Here is a 23,624-nt window from a genome sequence, read left to right as displayed (position 1 = left end):
TAATTTTATTTTGGAACTTTGACTAAAAGTTGTTTTGCAAAGAAATACAGATACGTTTCTTGAACAGGTGATTTCCATATCGTTTCTAATGCATGGCGATAAAGAGACAATTGTACTTTATACCGGTTAATAAGTTTAGATTTGAGCTCCTCATTCACTTCTTCTGTAATATGGTCTGTCTTGTAATCTAAAATTATCCATCCATCTTCTGAAGGTATGACCGCATCAAATACTCCTTGTACTAGTACTTGCTCATTTGTTTCACTTTTCCAATTTGCATACACTTCTTTAGCTGGTAGTGTAATCGTAAATGGAACCTCACGATAAATTTTCTCAGCAGACATCATTAGTCCACCGATTTCAGTATCAAAAAACTTTTCTACTGCTTTTATATCTACTGAATTCGCTTCTTCTCTTCGTATAATCTCTCGTTCAACTAACTCTTCAACGTATTCAGCAATTTCTATTTGTGTCATTCTCTTCTGCATTGGCAAATGTTGCATGACCGTATGCATTGCTGTTCCTTTCTCAGCAGCAGAAAGAGTTTTTTGCTTTTGCATGAAGATTGGTTTTTTAGATATAGGTGTTTTAAATGGTTGAACGAGCTGAGTTGCACTATATTCATCTTTAAGTTCACGTTGTCTTTTAATTTCCGTTACACTTTGCTTTGCCCGAGAATATGCCGCTTCCTCAAATGGATATCGATAAGAAAGTCGTTCGTCTACAAATGCCTCTAAAGCTGGCTCATTTATCTCGACTGGATGCCATGCATTTATTTTCTCTTTTAAGTTAACATCCTCTTCAATCGATTCTTCCTCTAGATTAGTAAGTTCACTACCATGAATTATCGTAATATCCCATTCAGAAGGATCCGTCCTAATTTCTTTTAAAATAACATCTTTTATTTCCTCTGTGCGAAGAGCCTCTGTTTTATGATGGCGAATTAAAGCTGGACCTACCCAATCTAAATATGATTTGGAACCAATACGAAAATGGGCTGGTAAGATCCATTCAGAATGCTCATTGACCGATTCCCAATTTTCTCGTTTCTTTTCAAATGAAGCAACATTTCCAACCATGACTAGTTTTTCCCTAGCCCTTGTTAATGCCACATATAGAACCCGCATTTCTTCTGCTAAAAGTTCCCTTCTTTTCTCTTCTTTAATTGCATGGTAAAACAGTGTTGGATAGGTTATTCGCTTTACTGGATCAATATATTTAGAAGCAAATCCTAAATCTTTATGAAGCAAGTAATTTTGACGTAAATCCATCATATTAAATTGCTTATCCATTGCACCTACAATTACAACTGGAAATTCTAATCCCTTACTTTTATGAATAGTCATGATCCTTACGACATCTTCTTGCTCACTTAATGCTCTAGCCGCGCCTAAGTCATCACCCTTCTCTTCCATCCTCTCAATAAATCGAAGAAATCGGAAAAGCCCTCGGAAGGAAGTTGTTTCGTAACCCCTCGCACGATCGTATAATGCCCGTAAATTGGCTTGCCTTTGACGACCACCTGGCATTCCACCTACAAAGTCGAAAAAGCCTGTTTCACGATAAATTTGCCAGATTAACTCTGACAAAGCACCTTGTCTAGCAGCAAGGCGAAATCGATCTAATAATTCCATGAAGCGATTTAATTTAGTCGTAATGATATCATCATTACTTTTACGATAATTTTCCACCGCTTCAAAATACGTTTTCCTTGGTTCAGCTAGGCGAATTTTGGCAAGTTCATTTTCATTTAGTCCTAAGATTGGTGATTTCAACACAGATGCAAGTGGAATATCCTGCCTTGGATTATCAATGACCTTTAATAAGTTCAACATAATTTTCACTTCAATTGCTTCAAAATATCCGGTTGAAAGCTCTGCATAAACGGGAATGCCTTGTTTTTTCAATTCGTCCACAATGGTAGGAGCCCAAGTCATAGAACGAAGTAAAATCACAATATCTCGATATTGAACATCTCTAAACGTTTCACTAGCCTTATCCACTACTTGAAGAGGCGCATTGCCCTCTGTCCCAATCCATTGCTTAATCTTCTTTGCATAGGTTCTTGCCTCAAGCTGAGCATGTTCTAAATCCTGATAATTTTCGTCACTTGTTTCTTCCACATCATCTGATAGCTGTTTTTCCTCTGGCTGTTGGCGGTCAATGATAATTAGTTCCGGATTAGGCTCTGTTAATGGTAAGGAATCATACATTTTATTTGCATAGATTAATTCAGCATCCTTGTCATAACTGATTTCACCAAGCTGTTCGTCAAGAATTTGCCTAAAAATGTAATTTGCTCCGATTAACACAAGTTCACGACTTCTAAAATTACTAGCTAAATCAATTCTTGTTCCACTGCTATCACTAGATGCAAAACGTTTATATTTTTCTATGAATAGGGACGGCTCTGCATGTCTAAATCGGTAAATGCTTTGCTTTACATCCCCTACCATAAACATATTACCCGGACCGACCTGATCACTAATTAACGTTAAAATGGTCTCTTGTACTAGGTTTGTATCCTGATATTCATCAACTAAAAGCTCACTAAATTGTTTTTGTAGATTAATAGCTACACTGGATGGCTTAGGATCTTCTATTGTAGAAGATTCATCCATTAGTAGGTGCAAACATAAATGCTCTAAGTCAGAAAAATCTACCACTGCTTTTTCCCGTTTAAGAGTAGCAAAGCGTTCAATGAAATCCTTCACAATATTCGTTAACGCTCTAACTACAGGAGCTAGCTCTCGCATATCCTCGATATGAGCTGAAAGATTTCTACTAAACCAATCTTTAATAACACCATTCCATCGTTCTTTATATTTTCGTCTTAAATCAGATACCTTTTTCTTCTTATCCTTATTTACATCAGGACGTTTTCTAGATAAGTCTTCGAATGAACTAGCAGTCATAAACCGTTGTATATCATCCCAATTTCCTAACCTTTCCAGTGCAAGTCCTAACATTTCCAAATCCTTTTCAATCGTTTCAATGTAATGATATGGCCCATCACTATCCCTAGATATTTTCAAGGCTAACTTCATTTCTTGTTCAATACCTAAAAGCTTATCTCGTAACTCACGTTTAATAATCTCAAGCCACGTTAAATCTTTCTCTGTCCAATCTTCTTTAATATCATATACATCTGCTAAATCATCTAACCAAGCTTCTGGCCATGGGTTTTGAATCGCAAAGTTATAAAGAGTTAGCACTAATTTCTCCACATCTACATCATTACGGTCACCAGAGAATCGTTCTACTACTTGGAAGAATTCCTCTTGGTCTTCCCCTTCTCGCCCATACCAGTCTTCAAATAAGTCTTCTAGAACATCCTGCTGCATTAAATCTGCTTCCATATCATTAGCAATTCGGAAACTTGGATCAATATCAATTAAATAAGCATACTGCTTCACAATATCTAAGCAAAATGAATGTAAAGTAGAGATAGATGCGCGTTGCAGAAGCGATAATTGCTTTTTCAAATGAACAGATGTTGGGTCCTGTTCCAATGCTTTTTCTAGTGCAAGTCCTACTCTATTTCGCATTTCCTGGGCAGCAGCATTCGTAAAGGTAACAACGAGAAGGGAATCAATATCGACTGGGTTCTCCTTTTTTAATAGCTTTTGAATAATTCTTTCTACTAGTACAGCAGTTTTCCCAGATCCTGCAGCAGCTGCAACTAACACATCATTGCCTTCTGTATAAATGGCTGCTTCTTGTTCTTTTGTCCATCTAACCAATGATATCTCCCCCCTCACTACTTAACTTCTCTAATACTTCTTCTTCTTTCAGTTCGGATAATCTTCTAAAGTTATTGGTTTCGAGTGATGTATCAAATTGGCATACAGATAGGAATGGGCAATACGTACAGGCCGCTTTTTGCTTGCGTTGGTAAGGATTTAAGTGAACAGCCCCACTTGTAATATCAAACCCTGCTTTATACATTAATCGGTGAATATGTTCCTGAAGAGTTGAGAAGGTTTCTTTACCCGCTACTTTAGAATTTGCCGTAAAGTCTCCATCCTTTTTCAATTTTGCAGGAATAACATCACTTCCACCTGATTCCAGTGACGTATCCATCATTTGAACAACACGTTCCTTGTTAATAAGTAAGCCCTTCATCTTATAACGTTTAAAAATTTCTTCTTCTAGGTCTTCATCGGACATTCTTGATTTACCAGATATCATTGGATTATGAACATGGAAGTATAATACCCCAGCTGGTGTTGCTTTTTTCCCTAACCACTGTTCGGATTGAGATAATACGACATCTAAATAAGTTAGCATCTGAAGCGCAATACCATAATATACATCAACCATGTCAAGTCCTCTTGCACTTGATTTGTAATCGATAATCCGCAAATATAGATCCTCTTGATCTACTGCTTTGTCCACTCGGTCAATACGTCCCCGTAACTTAATCTCATATCCGTTGGGAAGTTGTAACGTTACAGGATTAAGCTTGTCTCCTTTTGAACCAAATCCTAGTTCTAATCCAACTGGAGAAAACTTACTTAACCTTGCTTGCTCACTTAAGACGTAAGCTGCTCGAGCAATAGTTTGTTGCAGCTTGCGTTGTATATACTGATAACGATTCGTACTATGCAAAATTTGATGCTGTAATATCGGTGCAAGACGGTTTACTGCACGCTCAGCATATAAATCTGCGTCCTTTTTGGTTAAATGGGCAAAGTCTCTTCCTTCTTCTGTAATCCATTCCGTAATAATCTTAAGTGCTTCATGAAAAAGGTTTCCGATATCTGGGGCATCTAATTTATACGTTTTTCGTTCATCTAATCCTAAACTATATTGGGCAAAATGCTTATATGAACAGCTATAATAAGTCTCTAGTCTAGACACACTTGCAGTTAATTGTTTCGGATAGAGCTGTTCTATTGTTTCTTCATCTATATCTGTAGGTGTATTCTCATAATACAAGCTTTGTAAAATTGTATAAGTAGTATCATATTTTTTATGATTAGTCATATACCAATTAAGCACATGCCACCACACTGGCTTTATAGGATATCCTTTTCTGCTTCGTGCCAGTTGAGCAGTAAGTGCTGACCTTGTTTTAATTGGTGATGTTATAAAGCGATCCGCCTCTAGTAATTCATCAGGATCTTGTAGTAAAATATGTTCACTACACGCTGGGAACATATTCTCAATGCGTTTAATAAGCTGGGATGGCATTTTCGTTTTACCTTCTTCATCACTTAATGGATAACTAATCCATATATAATCAGAGGCTGCCGTAAATGCTAAATACATATAAAACCAATCATCTAATAGCTGTCTTTTACTTGTATCTGCAAGTTTCATACCATTAATAGCTAATAACTCACGCTCTGTTTCGCTAATCATGCCGTCTGCTGGTGGTTTAAGCGGCCAAACCCCTTCATTAACTCCAACTAAGAATGAACATTTAATATCGCTAATACGGGAGCGATCAATCGTCCCTACAATAACGTGATCAATACTTGGTGGTACATGGGAAAACTTCAATGTTTCCAACCCAGCATCTAATGTTACACGAAATGTTGATAGAGACATTTCTTCTTCGCCAGCCATTTCAACCATTTCATCAAATAAGTGAATCAGTGCATTCCAAACTTGTTCTTGTTCTCGACCCTTTGCTAATTGACCATTTTCATCAAAGAAATTTCGCATTTCCTCTAATCGATCCGGAGCATCTACTTGTTCTAATAATGTAAAGGTATGAATGCATAGTTCTCTAACTGTCATTGCACTTCTAATTTGTTCGTCGTATTCACCAAGAGCTCTTACGACCTGTTTCCGATAACGATTAATTCGTATTTGCATTTCCTTCTCTGAATCCGTTTGTGCGGCACGATCAAAACCGCGGAATCGCTGGAATACCCAGTCTTCCTCACTCATCCACTGCTTTCTCGAACGAATGCCATATTCAATACAATAGTTTTCTAGCTCATCTATTGCATCATTTGTTAATGGATATTCCTCATCCGATGCAGGAATAAAGCCAGTTTTTAACATACGAAATACCGCATCATACCGCCAGTTACCTTCTACCACTTCCATTGCAGAACGAATAAACTCAATTAAGGCGTGGTTTAGCATTGTTCGTTTTTCATCAATAAATACCGGGATATTATAATCCTCAAAAATTGTCCCAATAATATCCTGGTATGTTTCTGTTTGACGAATCAATACTGCTATATCTCGGTAACGATAATTTTCTTCACGAACTAATCGTAAAATCTCCTGTGCTACACCCTCAATTTCCGCACGAGGATGAACTGCTTCTGCAATTTGAATAGGTGCTTTCCCATTATATTTTGGTACTGGTCGGACATCAAAGTTTGCTTCTAAGTGAGCAAAATAAGGCTTATCATAAAAAACTCCGTCTATCGGATTTAAGATGATACTATTTTCTATTTTTATTTCATTCGCTTCTGCCATTTGTCTTAAGACTTGATAGGTTTCCTTCGTTTGATAGAACAAATCCATATCAGACAAGTTAGGATTATCTTGATCATCGACGGTTAAAGTAACAGTAATACGTTCACATTTCTTTAGAAGTGTTTCTACTACTACTAATTCTTTAGGAGTGAAACGGTGAAATCCATCAAAATAAATTTCTGCTCCTTCTAAAGACTTTGCCTCTGTTATCTTTTCTGCTAGAAGCGATAATTGGTCTTCACTGTCTATATATTTATTAGCTAGAGCATGTCCTAATTTTTCATAGATATAATAAAGATCATCTAACTTATCTACTAGTGCTCTTTCACCTGGTTCTTTATGGGCATACTGATTAATTTGATACTTCTGTGCTAATAGAGTCTCAGGTGTAATCTCATATCGTTTAAATTCCGTTATCATTTTCTCTAGCTGATTTAAAAAGCCTTGCTTCTCTACTGCTTTTTGGAATACATTCCAGTCGCCTTCTTTTTCTTCGATTATTTTTCGAAGCATCATTTGGATACCAACAGAGCTAATAAATTGTCTTGTTGCTCCACCAGTTTCCTGTAAAATTAACCAAGCAAGACGAGAAAAGCTTGTGACCTGTGTTCGAGCACTACCTTGAAACGACTCATCTTGGAACAAGGCATATTCTTGTTCAAAAGTCATTTGATCCGGAACAATATAAAATATTGGTGGACCTTGTGGATTAGCGGTTGATTTTTCTTTTATTTCTTCAAAGGCTATTTCACTTTTTTTAGTACCAGATCTCCCTAATATAAAGCGCAATCCCACTACTAATACCTCCCTATCCCTAATGAAAAAAACTTCTGATTAAATTACATCCAATACAGAAGTTTTGTTTTTTCGGTTATTTAACTTCTTCCGAATCCGCTACGTCTTTTTGTTTCGACTTTTGATGTAGCTTATTTTCTATAAATTTCCCTACAATCCAAAATAAGACAATACAAACACCAACAATGATTGTTTTAAATGGATTTTGGGCAAATGATAAAATACTTGAACCAATATAAGAAATTGAAAATATCATTACTGATTTTCCAAGTATTACAGCTAATATAAATTGGTACATATTAATATTAGATAAGCCCGCTACCACATTAATAACAGCTGACGGCGAAAAAGGAAAACACATGAGTAAAAACAACGGCCCAAATCCGTGCCTTTCCAGCCAGCTTGTTACTTTCTGGACTTGCTTATTTTTACGTACTGAAATAAATATTTTTTTATCACCGAGATTACGGATGATTAAAAATACCATAATTGCTCCTAAACTAGAACCTGCCCAGGATAGGAGAAACCCTTCTAGTAATCCGTAAGCAGCTGCATTTCCCATTACAAACACAACCAACGGTAAAAATGGAAGAAATGCTTCTATAAACGGGAGCAATATTCCCGGTAATGGGCCTAGGCTCTCATAATCTTGAAGCAGTTCCATTATGTACTGATCTAATTCATCATTACGTACAGCGCTTTTCCAATCTGCTATGATACTATATATATTCATTCATTAAGTCTCCCCATCCAAGGCCAAAATGTACAATTTAATTGTAATGTAAATTTCATTTTATGAAAAGTTTAACGAAATCTAGAATATCTTTTTTTAAACTTATTATCTAGTATAGCCTCACCCTTTTCCATTTTTACCATATTTTTTTAAAACTTTATTGTGTATTTTTTTAATACTTTGGCGTATAATGAGAACAAACGTTCTTATCGGAGGGAGATTTATGCGCTATCTAACAGATGAAGAATTAAAAGTCGCATCACGCTTTCTATTTCTCTCGATGGCAATTGTCGTAATTCAACAAGATATTCAGCACATCCAAAAGGGTGCCTTCAAAATAAAAGAACCATATTTACAGCTCTTAGAAAAAATGAATGCTAATGCACTTGCTGAACGGAGGCAATTACGTAAAAAGATGGAAGATAAAAAGCTCAAAGTGATGCTCATTAATAAAAATGATTCTTTCTCTTCTTATCTCTTTCTATGTAGGGGAAAAGAAGAAAAACGAAATTACTTTAACCCTGCTATACGAAAAAAAGTAGAAGACATTGTACAAGAAATTATGTGGAAGGCTCTGGCTTCGGACCAGGCTTTGGCCGCTGCAAATGCTTGATTCGATTGTCGAGAAGATACCTAAATTGCGCTGTTCGGTGAATTTGATTCATGATAGAACCATAGGATGCATCTATAACAAGCTTCTTCCCCGTCTTAAACACAATCTCGGTTTTATCCATAAATCGGTTTACATGGTCAATATGGGAATGGGCAATCCAAGAGCATTTAGCATTGGTAGGCGAGGTCGTAGGAAAGAAATACATGCCACTAGAAGGATCAATCGAGATTGGTGCTTTATGTGTGATTCCACATATATCTCGTGTGCCGTCTTGTCTGCCTTTGAGACTTGATCCAAAGAACCTACAAGCATAATCGATTAATTTACTAGGAGACTTTTCTACCATATATTCGGCTTCTTCTTCAAGAATATAGGTATGAACATTTCCAGTCTCGTCCTTTTTTGCGACAACAGCCAAGGTTAATGGAGTAATTTCATGTAATGGAGAATATAAATCTTCAGTTATCATATTTAATCATCCTTTCATTCATGAAAGGGTGAGGCTATATGTTAATTTACCAGATTTTCCATCAAAATTAAACATATGGTAGGTAATTTTCAACAAAATATATTAATAGTACTTTTTTATTCGTCAAATGGCTGATTTTCAGAAATATTTCCTTCTGATAATTGATTTTCTGATTTTGTTTCTAATTCCGTTTCCTCTGCGGGTACTATGAAATTAGGATTTAATATAGTAAAGGTTTCTAACTCTGGTCTTCCATCTCTCTTCTTCAATGTCGTCTCCTCCTTTTTAGTTAGTATGTATAGTTTCCATTTTTTTCATACAAATCTGATAGCAAATTACTAGGAGAGTCTTTGTTCTGTTGTTCTTTCTACACTCTATGAACTTGCGACAATTAGCTCGTCTCTTTCACTCTGGGTCATGGAACCTGTCCCCCTGTCCCACAAAAAAACCAGCTCGTGGAATGGAGCTGGTTTTAGTCATTAGTATAGTAGGTTAATAAAATCTTCTTTTGTAATTTTACCTAGGTAGTGTGATACGTCAATGTCTTCCAGTGCTTGTTCAATTGCTTGTTTTTCATGACGTACACCAATTAGTTTTTCCTCAAGATCTACAATATCTCCTAAACCGAAGAAATCACCATAAATCTTACAGTTTTCGATGACACCTTTTTTGACATCAAAACGTACATCTAATAGGCCTGATGGGAATTTATGAGAGGCTTGTACATTAAATGCAGGTGATTTACCATAATTCCACTCCCATTTTTGATAACGTTCTTCCGAGATTTTATGGATGTTTTTCCAATCTTCCTCCGTTAACTCATAACGTGGAACGTCTTTCACATCATCCACTTTAAAGATGTGTTTTAAAATACGCTCTTTGAACTCTTCCATTGAAATTTTCTCATCAAGGAATTCAGAAATATTGGCAACACGGCTACGGATGGATTTAATCCCTTTTGATTCTATTTTTTCTTTCTTTACTTTAAGTGCTTTTACTACATTTTCAATTTCAGAATCAAGCATTAATGTACCGTGGCTAAACATACGACCCTTTGTAGAAAACATTGCGTTACCAGAAATTTTACGTCCTTCCACGACAACATCATTTCTTCCTTGTAATTCAGCAGGAACACCAAGCTCATTTAATACTTCAATAACTGGCTTTAAGAATTTAGCAAAGTTATGGAAGCTTTCCCCATCGTCCTTCGTAATAAAACTGAAGTTAAGGTTTTGTTCATCATGGTAAACCGCACCACCACCAGAAAGACGACGTACTACTTTAATATTATTATCTTCCACATAATCTGTGTTAATCTCTTCAATCGTGTTCTGGTTTCTTCCAATAATGATAGAAGGCTTATTAATATAAAATAATAAGTATGTATCCTTCTCACCAAAATTTTGTAGTATATATTCTTCGATAGCTAAATTAATCATTGGATCGGTAATGCCTTGGTTATCGATAAATTTCATCGAATCCCCCTCCTAATTAGTTAATTCATTTCCAAATATTAGTTTATCGGAAATAGCATTCCTAGGCAAAGAAAAGCGTCTAAATTCCCCAAGTAAGTCCTTCCTTTGCGAGTCGTATTTTCCCATTAAAAATCTTACTCGCTTGTTTCACTAAATCTTCTGTATCCCTGTACTGAGGTAAATGGCTGAGTATTAATTCTTTCACATTAGCTTCCTTAGCAATAGTAGCCCCTTCGACACTAGTCATATGCCCGGCTTTAGATCCGTCTTGATCTTCATAAAAATTGCAATCTGTTATCAAGACATCTGCATCTTTACTAAAGGAAACCCACTCTTCCTGATAACTAGTATCTGCAGTATAAACAAGCACATGTTCCCCATCTGTAATTCTCATGCCATAACATGGAACAGGATGTTTCGTCTTTAAGAACGTAATCGAAAAAGGACCTATCGTTAACGTTTCATTTGGATCATATGCAATGCCTTCTGTATATTCATGAGTTAATTTTTCAAATCCTTCTTTATCTTCTGTATGAGCATATATTGGTAAAACATCCTTGTTTCCTACTACATAGGATTGCACTAACCAAGCATATTGAAGTACGCCAATATCAGCTATATGATCTTGATGATAATGGGAAAGTATTACAGCATCAATATCCAATACATGTTTAATTTTTTGGAGTTTAGATAGTGCACCACTTCCCACATCAATTAATAATGTAAAATCTCCTTTTTCCAATAAATAAGCAGATGTTGCGCCATCGGCAGCAGGGAATCCTCCCCAATATCCAATTACAGTAAGTTTCATCCTACATCACCTCATAACATTTTTGTTGTAACACAGTATTGACTACCTGCATACTGTTATAATACAATAATTTTAACAACGTAAAGGAGGAACCACATTGAAGAGTGTGCTGGAGTTTTTCCAAAATCTACCTAAGAGAAAGTGTCAGAAATGCGGTATGGATATCAATGAACAGGCAGATTGTTATATCAACATTTGTGAAGAATGTGATCACCCAGCTCGATAGTATTTCTCCTCCACCAATTGTAAGCATTAATAGAAAAGGAAACAACTATTGCACAGCTATTATTCAATAGCTGTATTTTTTTGATTGCAACAGGGTTAGCTAACACATTTTAAAAGTTTATTTAGAAAATTTATGCAAAACAATATCCTTCTGTCCATTTTTATATTATAATACTTAGACTACCGAAATAAATTTTCAGGAAGGGGAATATGTTATGACAACAACCCAAACAAAAAGACTACTGCGTTCAGAAGTACCAGAGGAACAAAAATGGGACTTAAGCGACCTATTTCCATCATTTGAGGATTGGGAAAAAGAACTGCAAGCTGTACAAGCTGATGTTACAGAAATTACGGAGTATAAGGGTAAGCTAGGAAACGATGCAAAAACATTATTAAACTGTCTTACAACTCTAGAAAACTACCGCGAGCGATTAGTAAGAGTCTTTACATATGCTAGCTTAAAATCTAGTGCGGATGGAAGCGATCCAGACAACCAACGTGATTCTGCAAGGATTTCTTCAACCGGGGCCACTATTGGGGCAAAACTTTCTTTTGTTCAATCTGAGTTACTAGCTCTACCCGCAGGGAAAATTGAACAATTCTTAAATGAAGAAGAAGGTTTAAAACCATACAAGAAAATGTTAGATGATATTTTGGAGGATAAACCACATACCCTAGCACCAGAGATTGAAGAAACATTGGCAGCATTAAGTGAAGTACACGATGCTCCATATATGATTTACTCCCGTAGTAAAGCTTCTGACATGGTGTTCGATTCCATCCAAGACGAAGCAGGAAATGAACTACCTATGTCTGCTGCACTATACGAGGACCGTTACGAAATAGAAGTAGATACCAAACTCCGACGTGATGCATACGACTCTTTTGTAAAAACATTAAATCAATACAAAAATACGTTTGCAGCAACATATGCTACTGAAGTGTCCAAACAGGTAACAATGTCTCGCTTACGAAACTATGAGTCAGTAACAGATATGCTACTTGCACCACAACAAGTAACAAAAGAAATGTACGAAAATCAGTTAAATGTAATTCAGGAAGAGCTAGCACCACATATGCGTCGCTATGCTAAACTAAAAAAAGAAAAACTTGGCTTAGATGAGATGCGTTACTGTGATTTAAAAGCACCACTTGATCCAGAATTTAATCCAAAAACAACGTATGAAGAAGCTAAAACGGTTATTTTAGATGCGTTAAAAGTTATGGGTCCTGAATATACAGAAATCATGGAAAGAGGCTTAAATGAGCGTTGGGTTGATTTAGCTGACAACGTAGGGAAATCAACAGGTGCATTCTGCTCAAGTCCATATGGGGTTCATCCATATATCTTAATTACTTGGACAGACACTATGCGAGGTGCGTTTGTATTAGCACATGAATTAGGCCATGCGGGACACTTCTATCTTGCTGGTAAATATCAATCGTTATTTAATACAAGACCATCCACTTACTTTGTTGAAGCACCATCCACTATAAATGAATTATTATTAGCAAATCATTTAATGGACTCCACAGACGATAAAAGAATGAAGCGCTGGGTAATCACCCAATTACTTGGAACGTATTATCATAACTTTATCACTCACTTATTAGAAGGAGAATACCAGCGACGTGTTTATACTCTAGCAGAAGCCGGTACTCCATTAACTGCTAGTGTACTAACACAACAAAAGCAAGAAGCACTGGAAAACTTCTGGGGTGATGCAGTTACATTTGATGAAGGTGCTGGACTAACTTGGATGCGCCAACCTCACTACTATATGGGCTTATATCCATATACGTATTCGGCAGGATTAACTGTTTCAACTGCAGTAGCGAAACGTATTCAAGAAGAAGGGAAACCTGCTGTAGATAGCTGGTTAGAAGTTCTGAAAGCAGGTGGAACAATAAAACCTTTAGATTTAATCAAACAAGCTGGTGTAGACATGTCTAAACCAGATCCAATACGTGAAGCGGTTGCTTTCGTAGGGTCACTAGTAGATGAACTTGAAAAGAGCTATGAATAATAATTAATAAACCGCCTATGTAAATCATTACATAGGCGGTTTATTAATTGTAAAATCCTGAAAATTATGTAAAACTATTTAATAAGATTTCGCTTAGATTGAATGAAAGGGGAATGTACGATGAAGCTAGCCGAAGCTCTAATATTAAGATCTGATTATCAAAAACGAATAGAACAATTAAAAAATCGGCTGATAGTAAACGCCAAAACACAAGAAGGCGAAGAACCAAATGAAGACCCAAAGGAACTAAGAAAAGAACTTTCAAACGTATTATCTGAGCTAAAAGAACTCATTCAGAAAATTAACTACACAAACTCTAAAACAACGTTTGAAGCAGGTAAAACACTTGCAGATGCTTTAACTGAACGGGAAATGCTTGGACACGAAAGAAAAATATATAGTGACTTAATAGAACACGCTTCTGTTCGCCATGAACGATATTCAAGGTCAGAAATAAAATATGTAGCGTCCATCAATATAAAAGAAACACAAAAATATGTTGATGAGCTATCGCAAAAATATCGTGTGTTAGATACAAAAATTCAAGAGCTTAACTGGCTAACTGTAATAGAGTCATAGATATAAAGTTGGTAGCGAAATAGAAAAGGCGAGTACAAACCCATCAGCAGGGTCACGCTGAAAAAAAGGTAAGGGTTTCGGGGTAACCCTGAGGTTCGAGTCCTCTTGTTACTACTTATACCCATTACAGTCACAAAAGTACAACTAACTATTACTGTTTTATTACCATGTACTGATTTTCTATTACGTGAGGGTTGGGTATGGGGACTTAAGAAAAAAAGGCACTTACTGTCAGCAAGTGCCTTGTTACTATTTACTTTTCTTTAAGAAATTCAATCACTTGAAGAACTGCCTTTTCCCCTTGATCAATGCAATCAGGAATACCAACACCTTCAAAAGAACTTCCAACAAAATAAACCCCTGGAAGATGTTCTTTTACTTCTTCTCGGACCTTCTCAATTCTTTCCAAATGCCCTACGGTATATTGTGGCATCACATTTTTCCATCTTGAAATCACACTAAATTCTGGTTTGGCTGTAATATTCATTGTTTTATTAAGGTCTTTTAGAACAAGCTCTACCAATTCATTATCTGGTAGATCAACTACTTCCTGGTCACTGGGCCTTCCTACATAACAGCGGATTAATGCTTTTCCTTTTGGTGTACTAGACGGCCATTTTTTATGTGTCCACGTACATGCAGTAATGCGGAAATCACTATTTCTAGAAACGACAAAGCCAGTACCATCAATGTCCTCTTTTATTGCGGAGTGATCAAACGCCATTGCGACGTTTGCAACCGAGCTAGAAGGAACATCATTGAACACCCGGAAAAAGTCATATTTACTAAACATCTTCGATAACGTTTGGTGTGGAGTAGTCGCAATAACGGAAACTGCCTTTATCACTTCTCCAGTGGTAAGTAAAACATGATAACCAGATTCTTTTTTCTCAATATGGTCTACTGCAGATTCAAGTTGCACTACTTCATTATCTAGCTTTTCTATTAATTTATTCACTAGCGTTTCTAGACCACCATTAAATGAGAAAAACGCCCCAGGAGCCTTCTGAGTAGATTTAGGAGGATTTGGGATTGATGCTTTTAATCCTTTTATTAAACTACCATATTTTTGTTCCAATTGATAAAAGTTAGGAAATGTAGCCATTAAACTCATCTCATCAATATCACCGGAATAAATTCCAGATAATAATGGTTCAATTTCATTATCAACTAATTCATCTCCGAAACGGCGTCTCATAAATGAACCAAGAGATTGGTCTGACTGCTCTGGACCTTTAGATTTAATCAAATCTAACAATGCCCGTACCTTCCCAGTCGTTGAAACAAGACCAGTACGTAAAAAAGGCCCTATTAGTTTCGGAACTCCCATAAAAGCACCCTTAGGCATTTTATGAAGTTTATTCTGTACAAGAATGAATGACTGACCTGTTCCATTTCGAATCATTTCATCTTTTAACCCGAGCTCCTCTACTAACTTAACGCCTGGTTTTTTTCTAGCAATCATGGAATCAGCACCACGTTCAATGACAAATCCATCACGCTTGTATGTATGAATTTTACCACCTAATCGACCACTTGCTTCGACTAATCTTATTAGATAAGGTAGATTCTTTTCTTTTATCTCTTTTTGTAAATAATAGGCAGCGGATAACCCTGTTATCCCACCACCTATTATCACGATAGTTTGTTTATCCATTACGCATCACGCTTTACTCGATCTTTTACAACACCTGCTAACGTTTCAATGAATAAAGGATGTGTATTTGGCATTGGTGGACGATAGTAGCTTACACCTAACTCATCACATACCACTTTACATTCATAGTCATTATCGTAGAGAACTTCTAAATGGTCTGCAATAAAGCCAACCGGAGCATATACAAATGCACGATATCCCTTTTCTTCATACAGCGCTCTTGTTAAATCTTGTACATCTGGTCCTAACCAAGGATCTGGTGTATTCCCTTCACTTTGCCATCCAAGGGCATAGTCTTTAATCCCAGCCTTTTCAGAGATTAATTTAGCAGTTTCTGCTAATTGGTCTGGATACGGATCACCGTTTTGTAAGATTTTTTCAGGAAGACTATGAGCAGATACAATAAGTACTGCTTTATCTCGTTCCTCATCAGACATTTTTGTATATTCTGCAGTAATTTGTTCAGCCCAATATTGAATAAATCCTGGAGCATTATACCAGCTTTCAACAGATTTAATCTCAATACCATGTTTTTCCGCTTCTTCACTAGCACGGGTATTATACGATTTAACACTAAAAGTAGAATAATGTGGTGCTAATACGATGGAAACAGCTTCTTTAATACCATCTTGAGCCATCTCACTAACTGCATCCTCAATAAACGGCGTAATATGTTTTAAGCCAATATATGCTTTAAATTCATATTCATCTTGCATTTCGTTCAGCTTAGTTTCAATAGCTTTTGTTTGTTCCTCTGTAATTCTCGCTAAAGGGGATGTTCCACCAATTGCTTTATAACGATCTTTCAAGTCTTGTAATGCTTCTTCAGAAGGTTTTCTACCATGGCGAATATGTGTGTAATATGGTTCGATATCCTCCTCTTTATATGGAGTACCATACGCCATTACTAAAAGTCCCATTGGTTTTCTTTCCATTTTCCTACACCTCTTCATGAAAGTTTTGTTCAAGTGTTTAGCGTTTAGAATACGAATGAATTAAATCGGATAATTTTCTTAAGGTTTCTGGGTTGATATCTGGAGTTACACCATGTCCAAGATTGAACACATGATGCCCATCTTTAATGGACTGATCTAGAATTTCTTTCGTCCGTGCTTCTATTGTAGCCCAATCCGATAATAAGATCGCAGGGTCTAAGTTACCTTGTAATACTTTTGTTACACCTAAGTCCCTTGCTTCTTTAATAGTTGTTCTCCAATCAAGGCCAATAACATCAACAGGTAGATCATTCCATTCTAATAACAAATGACTTGCACCGACACCAAACATAATAAGTGGTACGTCATCATTATGTAGTTCTGCAAAGATACGCGTCATAATTGGTTTGATGTATGTTCGGTAATCTCGAGCATTTAATGCTCCAACCCAAGAGTCAAATATTTGAATTGCCTTAACTCCTGCATTTATTTGTGCTTTGACATAAGTAATCGTCATGTCAGCTAGTTTGTCCATTAATGCAAACCAGGCATCCGGATTTGCATACATAAATGCTTTCGTTTTACCATAATTTTTCGAAGGTCCACCTTCAATTAAATAACTAGCTAATGTAAATGGTGCTCCGCTAAATCCAATTAATGGTACGGCTAATTGCTCTTCTGTAAGTAAACGGATTGTCTCCAATACGTAAGGAACGTCTACTTCAGGATTAATCGTACCAAGATTTTCTACATCTTGAATCGTTTTAATCGGATTCCCGATAACTGGCCCGATTCCAGCTTTGATATCAACATCTACCCCTATTGCCGGGAGTGGTGACATAATATCCTTGTATAAAATTGCAGCATCCACATTATACTGTTCAACAGGAAGTCTAGTTACATATGCACATACTTCAGGTCGATGCGTTATTTCGAATAAAGAATACTGTTCTTTCAGCTTTCTATATTCGGGTTGTGATCTACCTGCTTGTCTCATAAACCAAGCAGGTGTGTAATCTGTTTCTTCGCCTTTATAAGCGCGAATAATCGTATCATTTATCTTCATTTTCTCACCCTTTTGGATTTATCCATTCCTTTTATGTAGTAGTATTTAAACGTTCACTTCCAATTCGTTCCTTTTCTACTATACCTATTTCGACAAAATAAGTATAGAAATAAACCGCTTTTGTCATTAATTTGTCTAATTTAGAATTACTTTAAAAACCATCCCTAAAAAATTATTACCTGGGAAATATATGTCGAATGGAGTCGTTTAGTAAACAACTCTTTCTAACATCTTAAATAAGCAGTTTAGGTTATAATAAGCTCGATTATACGGTAAAATAGATAGTAATAATAATGAACGTTAAAAATCAACAATTACTATTATATCGATAATTCTTCTAAACTTAAAGTGATAAGAATTGTTTACTAATAATTATTATTAATAATTACAAAAGGAGTTTACTTATGAATGCCTATTTAACGAATGGTACCATTGATTTTTTAATTAAATTATCTAGTAAATATCCAGCTATAAAATTTCATTATATGAGCGGTCCATCCAATGATGTGGCTTATTATGAAGGGACTAGCCAGAAAGTCTTTCAAGCAGGACGGGATTACGAAGTCATTGTCCAATCTGGGGAATTACAAGATACCGGTTTTGTTGTCATGAACAATATCCCTATCATCGATGAAGGTAGACCATTATTTGAAGACAACTTTAAAAAGCGACGAAAAGATGTGGACAATCAGGCAGGCTTTCAAGCACTCCGATTACTAAAGCCAGCGAGAGGAAATACATATATTGTTTTGACTCAGTGGGATTCTGCTGCAAGCTATGAAAAATGGAAAGACTCAGAAGGATTTAAAATGGCACACGCTGAAACAAAACCACCAGCATACTTTGCTGATAGACCCTTTGTAATAACATATAGAATGATTGAAAAGGATGAATCGTAATAAAATAAAAGGGCAATCCTTTCACACACAAAAAAGCATGTGAAAGGATTGCCCTTTCTAATGTATTGAAATTAATTTAGTACATATTCCTCGAAGAACTGTTCATAAACCGATTCTTCTTGTTGGCCTTCTAGTCGTACAACTTCTTTGCCATCTTCATAATGAACAAGAGTTGGTGTAGATTGAATTCCAAATTGACTCACTTCAGGTGCGAATTCTAACAAGTTCATTTTCACCATTTCGACACCCATGTTTTCAGCGAGTGGAACGAGATATGGAGTAGTCGCTTTACAATATGAGCAAATTGGACTGTAGTAATAAACTGTCACCGCTTCACCATTTTCGACCTTTTCGATAAGTTCATCTGGTAAAATTTGATTTTGATAATCAGGATTATTTAACTGATCAATAGTTGCTTGATGAAGATCCTTTTTACCATATGGATTATTTTCATCTAATGCCTTGTCATTTTTATAATCTATTACAAAATAAAGTGCAAAGAACAATACAACTACTGCACCAATAATAATTAACATCTTCTTTTGCATGGATTATTCCCCCTTAGCTTGTTTTAATAAAAATAGATGTGTAACAAAAATTAATATAAATGCTGTACCAGCCATAAATGGAATCGTAATAAATCCAAAATAATTTACATATTCAAAATTACAAGGAACTAACCCACATGCTCCACCTGCTTCTTTTAACACAGGTAATTTCTGTACAAGATAATGATATGTAGATACACACATACCTATTCCACTTAAGATGAGACCAGGTAAAGCAATCGATACGTTTCTTTTAAATAATGCTGTACCATAAATAATGACTAGTGGGTACATTAAAATTCGTTGGTACCAACAAAGCTCACACGGCTCATAGCCCATTATTTCGGAGAAAAACAAACTACCTAATGTCGCAATTATTGATATTCCCCAAATACCAAGTAGAACATTTTCCCTTTTCTTCGTATGATCCATTTTAAGGTTTCTCCTCGAATAGTTTTAATTTCCCTAGTATTATACTAGGAATTCATTAAAAAAACAAAAAAGAGGATTTAGGTAGTGCACCCCAAATATACTAAAATTAGTATATTTGGGGTGTAATACCTTACCCCTCTTGTTTTAATAGATTATTTTTATGAACATAAACTGCAGCCTGCGTTCGATCATGGACATCTAATTTTGCTAGAATATTACTGACGTGAGTCTTCACTGTCTTAATTCCGATATATAATTTATCACTTATTTCTTGATTGGTCATTCCGTTACCAATACACAGTAGCACTTCCATCTCTCTTTCCGTTAATTCATCGTGTGGTTTACGAGATGCACCTCTAAAGCTAGTCATCATTTTACTAGCAACTTTTGATTCAATCACATTTTCTCCTTTAGCCGCTTTCTTAATGGCAGAAACAATTTCATCTGCAGATGATGTTTTTAGAATATAACTAAATGCTCCTGCCTCTAAAGCTGGGAAAACTTGTTGATCATCATAGTAGCTTGTCAGAATAATAATTTTGCAATTAGGATAATCTTGCATTACTAGTTTTGTCGCATCAATTCCCGTTCCATTATCCATCATTAAATCCATTAGTACAACATCTGGCTTCTCTTTAAGAATTAACTGTGCACCTTCATTGCCGCTACTCGCTTGACCAATTACATCAATTTCTGGATCTGTTTGCAAGTAGGCGATAATTCCTTTCCGTACGATTTCATGATCATCTACTACAACTACACGAATCATTTCCCTTCCCCCCAACTATTTCCACTTTACTACATAATCCTTAACACGGTATGCGAATATCTATATAGGTTCCTTCATCAATATTCGAACGTATCGTAAAGGTGCCACCTAACTCCTCACATCTTTCTTTCATTGTCTTGAGTCCATAAGAGGTCTTTTTAGCATTATCATTGGATAAATCAAAGCCTTTACCGTTATCTACAATGTGTAGGAAAAGCTCTTTACCACGTTTTACTACTTCTAACTTAACTTCTGTTGCATTAGCATGGCGTAAAATATTTGATAAAGACTCTTGGATAATTCGAAATACATGTTCCTCAATTGCTTCTGATAACTTTAACGTATCCTCTACTTCTAATTGAAAATCAATTTGTGACTTTTGCCTTAATTCTTGGACAAGTTTTTGGATTCCCTTTGGTAACGGATCTCCTGATAAATGAACAGGTCTTAAATGAAGTAATAATGCTCGCATTTCGGATTGTGCTTGATGAGCAGCATTGGCAACCTCTGTCATTTGTTCCTTTGCAATGTCTGGATTTAAATCTAGTTGTTTGATAGATGCCTCTGACATCATAGTCAAGGCAAATAACTGCTGACTTACAGCATCATGAAGATCCCTTGCAATTCGTTGTCTTTCTTCAATTACAGCAGACTTATGTGCAGATTTTGCTAACTCGGCCTTTTCATCGGCTAGACGTTGGAGTGATTTCACTTGGTTTTGCAACTTTCCTCCAAGCTCGTTTAATTCATTTGCAATTCTAGTAAGTTCGTCTCCTTCATTAAAGTAGATTTTCGATTGATAGTTCCCATTTGCAAACTGGGTAATTAAAACCGATAAGTAATCCATTCTTTGCTTCAAATCTCCGCTAGAGCGAAACCCAGCATAAATGGAAACAAAAAAGCCAATAACCACGTACAATCCAATAAATAGAAAGATGCTATTCGAAGTTAGCCAATCAGGACTAAACAAAACATAGATGGAAAGTAACACAGCTAGAATTGTAATAAATGTTAAAAACAATCCATTAAAATGTGAGATAATATAGCTGTAGCGAATACTTGAGAATCGCTTTTTCATACTCTGCCCCCCTTTTATACATAATCAACCCGAATTGAGCCAGCTTTTAATTTTAATGTTAAGTTAATTTTCCTTGTTGCAGAATCATAATTAGGTGTTGCATAACTGAGGGAGCGGTTAATACCATCAACACTTTGCCCAACTATATCAATATCCCCCGCTTTAACGGATGCATGGACTTGAAACTCCAAGTTCTCAGGAACTAGTATATGAACATCCCCGGCAAGAGAACTAATACTAATTGGTATTTCCTTTTCCGGTATATAAGCTTTAGAAAAATCATAATAGAAGTCACCAGCTAACGTCTTTACCGTTGTTGGTTCCACTTTCCAATTCGGCTGATTGAATTCATGATTTCCTACTGTAAAAAAAGAACTATTCCCATCTTCCTCTACTTTAGATTCATCATTATAAATCATCACTTTAGGCTTATTAGACTTACCTATAAAGAGGAAGCCAAAATAGACAATTAATAATGGCCATAATTTAAAAACATCTTTAAATGTAAATTGTAATACTTCAAATTGGTCTAAAAGAAGTAATGATCCAAAGATAAAGAAGAACGAACCCCATATCCAGCTTCCGCCTCTATGTCTCATGCGATCAATTATCCACTTTATACCGAACAGGACAAATAAAGATGGATATATATAACCCCATGCACTCTTACTATTTAGTTCCGTCACCCCTAAATTTTCTAGCACTAGTATTGCACCGAATAGGATTAATACTACCGCAATTAAATATCTAAAGAATCCTACTTTCATTGTTTTTCTCTCCCTTATACTAATTGGAATTCTAGTAATTTTTTATTTCTTATGTTATAGACTGCTATAAGGGTTACAATTATTCCACTCACAACAATAATCCACTGTATACTTACTCCAACCGCAATCAAAGATGACGTTACAATATAAGAAACAGGTGTTAGACCGGTGGATACCGTCATAAACATACTCATCATCCTACCTAGCATCTTCTTATCTGTTGATTGCTGTAGCATTGTAATTAAAGGAATGTTAATAATTTGAGTTAATACTGCCATAAGCGCAACTAAACCTGCCATCATCCAAACATTTGCAGAGAGTCCAGTAGTACTAAAAACAATTCCTAAACCAATTAAACTAGAAATTACTGCCATACCTGGTTTCTTTAACTTAAAGCTAGCCAGAAGAATGGCTCCAGTTAAAGCTCCAATACCCATGGAAGTTTGAATGGTAGCTAAGCTAACTGCACTACCAGCGAACACATCTTTAACAATCACAGGCATTCCGATCGCAATAGGGCCAGAGAAGAATAGATTAAGAAACAGCGCCATAACTACTACGGAAATGATAAGTTCATTTTTTCTAGCATATTGAAAACCTTCCTTTAAGTCAGCTAAAGGTGTATGTTTTTCTTCTCCTTCTTCTCTTTTCTGTACGACACGTATAAATAGAACAGCAATAGAAGCTAGTAATAACATCCCAAATGCTACTGTGAATACTCCAGCAAACCCTAACAGAGCTATAAGTGTCCCACCTAATGCAGGCCCAAGGATTGGACTAATCTGAGATGTCATCTGAATAAACGAATTCCCACGTTGTAACTGCTCATCCTTTAATAATGTTGGAATAAGTGAGTTCATTGCTGGATAACTAAACGCATCCGATATACCAAATAATCCAGATAGAACTAGTAAATGCCATATAGCTACGGTATCGGTAATTATCAAAATAATTAAAATACCAATCAGTACTGCTCGTGAAAAATCAGATAAAAATAGAATCGTCCGTTTATTCATTCTGTCAGCAATTATCCCACCAACCATTAATAGAACTAATCTTGGAATTGCTGCTACAAAAAATAATAAGCCGAAGTAAAAACGATTATCCGTAATGTTTAACATCAACCACTCTGCACCTATCAAGTAAACAAAATAACCCGGAGACGAAAATAATGCACTTATTAATAAAAGAACAAAATTACGATTTTTAAATATTGGAACCTTTAACTCTTCTTGTTCTGCTATAGCATCCATAAAAATGCTCCCTTCTTTCTCTTCTGTACTTTTATCATAATCTCGA

The 23,624-nt window shown here is 35.9% G+C and carries 21 protein-coding genes; 5 read left to right on the top strand and 16 right to left on the bottom strand.

The features are described 5' to 3' along the window. Window positions 1-5: 5 nt before the first annotated feature. The 3 genes from addA to AB1K81_RS02025 all read right to left on the bottom strand — a co-directional run bounded on the left by addA (window position 6) and on the right by AB1K81_RS02025 (window position 7,972). Window positions 6-3,743, bottom strand: coding sequence for a helicase-exonuclease AddAB subunit AddA (gene addA / locus AB1K81_RS02035; protein ID WP_412974982.1), 3,738 nt, complete (start codon window positions 3,741-3,743; stop codon window positions 6-8). After that, a complete protein-coding gene (addB, locus tag AB1K81_RS02030) occupies window positions 3,736-7,239 on the bottom strand; it encodes a helicase-exonuclease AddAB subunit AddB (protein WP_412974981.1) in 3,504 nt (1,167 codons plus the stop codon). The genes addA and addB overlap by 8 nt, the downstream gene beginning before the upstream one ends. 76 nt (window positions 7,240-7,315) lie before the next feature. Further along, window positions 7,316-7,972, bottom strand: coding sequence for a TVP38/TMEM64 family protein (locus AB1K81_RS02025; RefSeq protein WP_412974980.1), 657 nt, complete (start codon window positions 7,970-7,972; stop codon window positions 7,316-7,318). Between the two features lie 223 nt (window positions 7,973-8,195). Here AB1K81_RS02025 and AB1K81_RS02020 point away from each other — a divergent pair, with 223 nt between their 5' ends. Next, entirely contained in the window at window positions 8,196-8,585 is a 390-nt protein-coding gene (locus AB1K81_RS02020) for a YhjD family protein (protein WP_412974979.1), read from the top strand. Here AB1K81_RS02020 and AB1K81_RS02015 read toward each other — a convergent pair. The 4 genes from AB1K81_RS02015 to AB1K81_RS02000 form a co-directional block, all read right to left on the bottom strand. Next, complete coding sequence (locus AB1K81_RS02015; protein ID WP_412974978.1) at window positions 8,533-9,054, bottom strand: competence protein ComK; 522 nt, start codon at window positions 9,052-9,054, stop codon at window positions 8,533-8,535. The genes AB1K81_RS02020 and AB1K81_RS02015 overlap by 53 nt on opposite strands. 116 nt (window positions 9,055-9,170) lie before the next feature. Beyond that, window positions 9,171-9,323, bottom strand: a complete 153-nt coding sequence (locus AB1K81_RS02010; protein ID WP_412974977.1) for a hypothetical protein — start codon at window positions 9,321-9,323, stop codon at window positions 9,171-9,173. Window positions 9,324-9,533: 210 nt separating this feature from the next. Further along, entirely contained in the window at window positions 9,534-10,529 is a 996-nt protein-coding gene (gene lplA, locus AB1K81_RS02005) for a lipoate--protein ligase (RefSeq protein WP_412974976.1), read from the bottom strand. Between the two features lie 79 nt (window positions 10,530-10,608). Next, window positions 10,609-11,340 carry an MBL fold metallo-hydrolase gene (locus AB1K81_RS02000; RefSeq protein ID WP_412974975.1) on the bottom strand — a complete coding sequence of 244 codons (732 nt, stop codon included), beginning with the start codon at window positions 11,338-11,340 and terminating at the stop codon, window positions 10,609-10,611. A gap of 106 nt (window positions 11,341-11,446) precedes the next feature. On the opposite strand from AB1K81_RS02000, the gene yhfH reads away from it, so the two are divergent. The 3 genes from yhfH to AB1K81_RS01985 all read left to right on the top strand — a co-directional run bounded on the left by yhfH (window position 11,447) and on the right by AB1K81_RS01985 (window position 14,174). Further along, the gene (gene yhfH, locus AB1K81_RS01995) at window positions 11,447-11,566 is read left to right on the top strand and encodes a protein YhfH (RefSeq protein ID WP_412976102.1); all 120 of its coding nucleotides are present in this window, start codon (window positions 11,447-11,449) and stop codon (window positions 11,564-11,566) included. A gap of 214 nt (window positions 11,567-11,780) precedes the next feature. Continuing rightward, window positions 11,781-13,595: an oligoendopeptidase F gene (gene pepF / locus AB1K81_RS01990; RefSeq protein ID WP_412974974.1), complete on the top strand. Its 1,815-nt coding sequence runs from the start codon at window positions 11,781-11,783 to the stop codon at window positions 13,593-13,595. A 120-nt stretch (window positions 13,596-13,715) separates the two neighbouring features. Then, a complete protein-coding gene (locus tag AB1K81_RS01985) occupies window positions 13,716-14,174 on the top strand; it encodes a DIP1984 family protein (RefSeq protein WP_412974973.1) in 459 nt (152 codons plus the stop codon). A gap of 253 nt (window positions 14,175-14,427) precedes the next feature. On the opposite strand, the gene hemY is transcribed toward AB1K81_RS01985, so the two are convergent. The 3 genes from hemY to hemE are packed head-to-tail and all read right to left on the bottom strand — an operon-like array spanning window position 14,428 to window position 17,832. Then, window positions 14,428-15,831, bottom strand: coding sequence for a protoporphyrinogen oxidase (gene hemY, locus AB1K81_RS01980; protein WP_412974972.1), 1,404 nt, complete (start codon window positions 15,829-15,831; stop codon window positions 14,428-14,430). After that, entirely contained in the window at window positions 15,831-16,766 is a 936-nt protein-coding gene (hemH, locus tag AB1K81_RS01975) for a ferrochelatase (RefSeq protein WP_412974971.1), read from the bottom strand. Before hemH ends, hemY begins: the two co-directional genes overlap by 1 nt. 37 nt (window positions 16,767-16,803) lie before the next feature. After that, window positions 16,804-17,832, bottom strand: coding sequence for a uroporphyrinogen decarboxylase (gene hemE / locus AB1K81_RS01970; RefSeq protein WP_412974970.1), 1,029 nt, complete (start codon window positions 17,830-17,832; stop codon window positions 16,804-16,806). A 404-nt stretch (window positions 17,833-18,236) separates the two neighbouring features. Here hemE and AB1K81_RS01965 point away from each other — a divergent pair, with 404 nt between their 5' ends. Continuing rightward, the gene (locus tag AB1K81_RS01965) at window positions 18,237-18,731 is read left to right on the top strand and encodes an antibiotic biosynthesis monooxygenase family protein (protein ID WP_412974969.1); all 495 of its coding nucleotides are present in this window, start codon (window positions 18,237-18,239) and stop codon (window positions 18,729-18,731) included. Window positions 18,732-18,802: 71 nt separating this feature from the next. Here the strand turns inward: AB1K81_RS01965 and AB1K81_RS01960 are convergent, their stop codons facing one another. The 6 genes from AB1K81_RS01960 to AB1K81_RS01935 all read right to left on the bottom strand — a co-directional run bounded on the left by AB1K81_RS01960 (window position 18,803) and on the right by AB1K81_RS01935 (window position 23,578). After that, a complete protein-coding gene (locus AB1K81_RS01960; protein ID WP_412974968.1) occupies window positions 18,803-19,279 on the bottom strand; it encodes a thioredoxin family protein in 477 nt (158 codons plus the stop codon). 3 nt (window positions 19,280-19,282) lie between these two features. Then, complete coding sequence (locus AB1K81_RS01955; protein WP_412974967.1) at window positions 19,283-19,711, bottom strand: disulfide oxidoreductase; 429 nt, start codon at window positions 19,709-19,711, stop codon at window positions 19,283-19,285. Window positions 19,712-19,841: 130 nt separating this feature from the next. Beyond that, complete coding sequence (locus AB1K81_RS01950) at window positions 19,842-20,480, bottom strand: response regulator transcription factor (RefSeq protein WP_412974966.1); 639 nt, start codon at window positions 20,478-20,480, stop codon at window positions 19,842-19,844. Window positions 20,481-20,520: 40 nt separating this feature from the next. Further along, window positions 20,521-21,558 carry a sensor histidine kinase gene (locus tag AB1K81_RS01945; protein ID WP_412974965.1) on the bottom strand — a complete coding sequence of 346 codons (1,038 nt, stop codon included), beginning with the start codon at window positions 21,556-21,558 and terminating at the stop codon, window positions 20,521-20,523. 14 nt (window positions 21,559-21,572) lie between these two features. Further along, window positions 21,573-22,325, bottom strand: coding sequence for a cell wall-active antibiotics response protein LiaF (gene liaF, locus AB1K81_RS01940; RefSeq protein WP_412974964.1), 753 nt, complete (start codon window positions 22,323-22,325; stop codon window positions 21,573-21,575). A 14-nt stretch (window positions 22,326-22,339) separates the two neighbouring features. After that, window positions 22,340-23,578 carry an MFS transporter gene (locus AB1K81_RS01935; protein ID WP_412974963.1) on the bottom strand — a complete coding sequence of 413 codons (1,239 nt, stop codon included), beginning with the start codon at window positions 23,576-23,578 and terminating at the stop codon, window positions 22,340-22,342. Window positions 23,579-23,624 lie beyond the last annotated feature (46 nt).

The sequence above is a fragment of the Ornithinibacillus jepli genome (genome assembly GCF_047228935.1).
Taxonomy (GTDB): domain Bacteria; phylum Bacillota; class Bacilli; order Bacillales; family Amphibacillaceae; genus Ornithinibacillus.
This window is presented reverse-complemented; position numbering and strand designations above follow the sequence as displayed.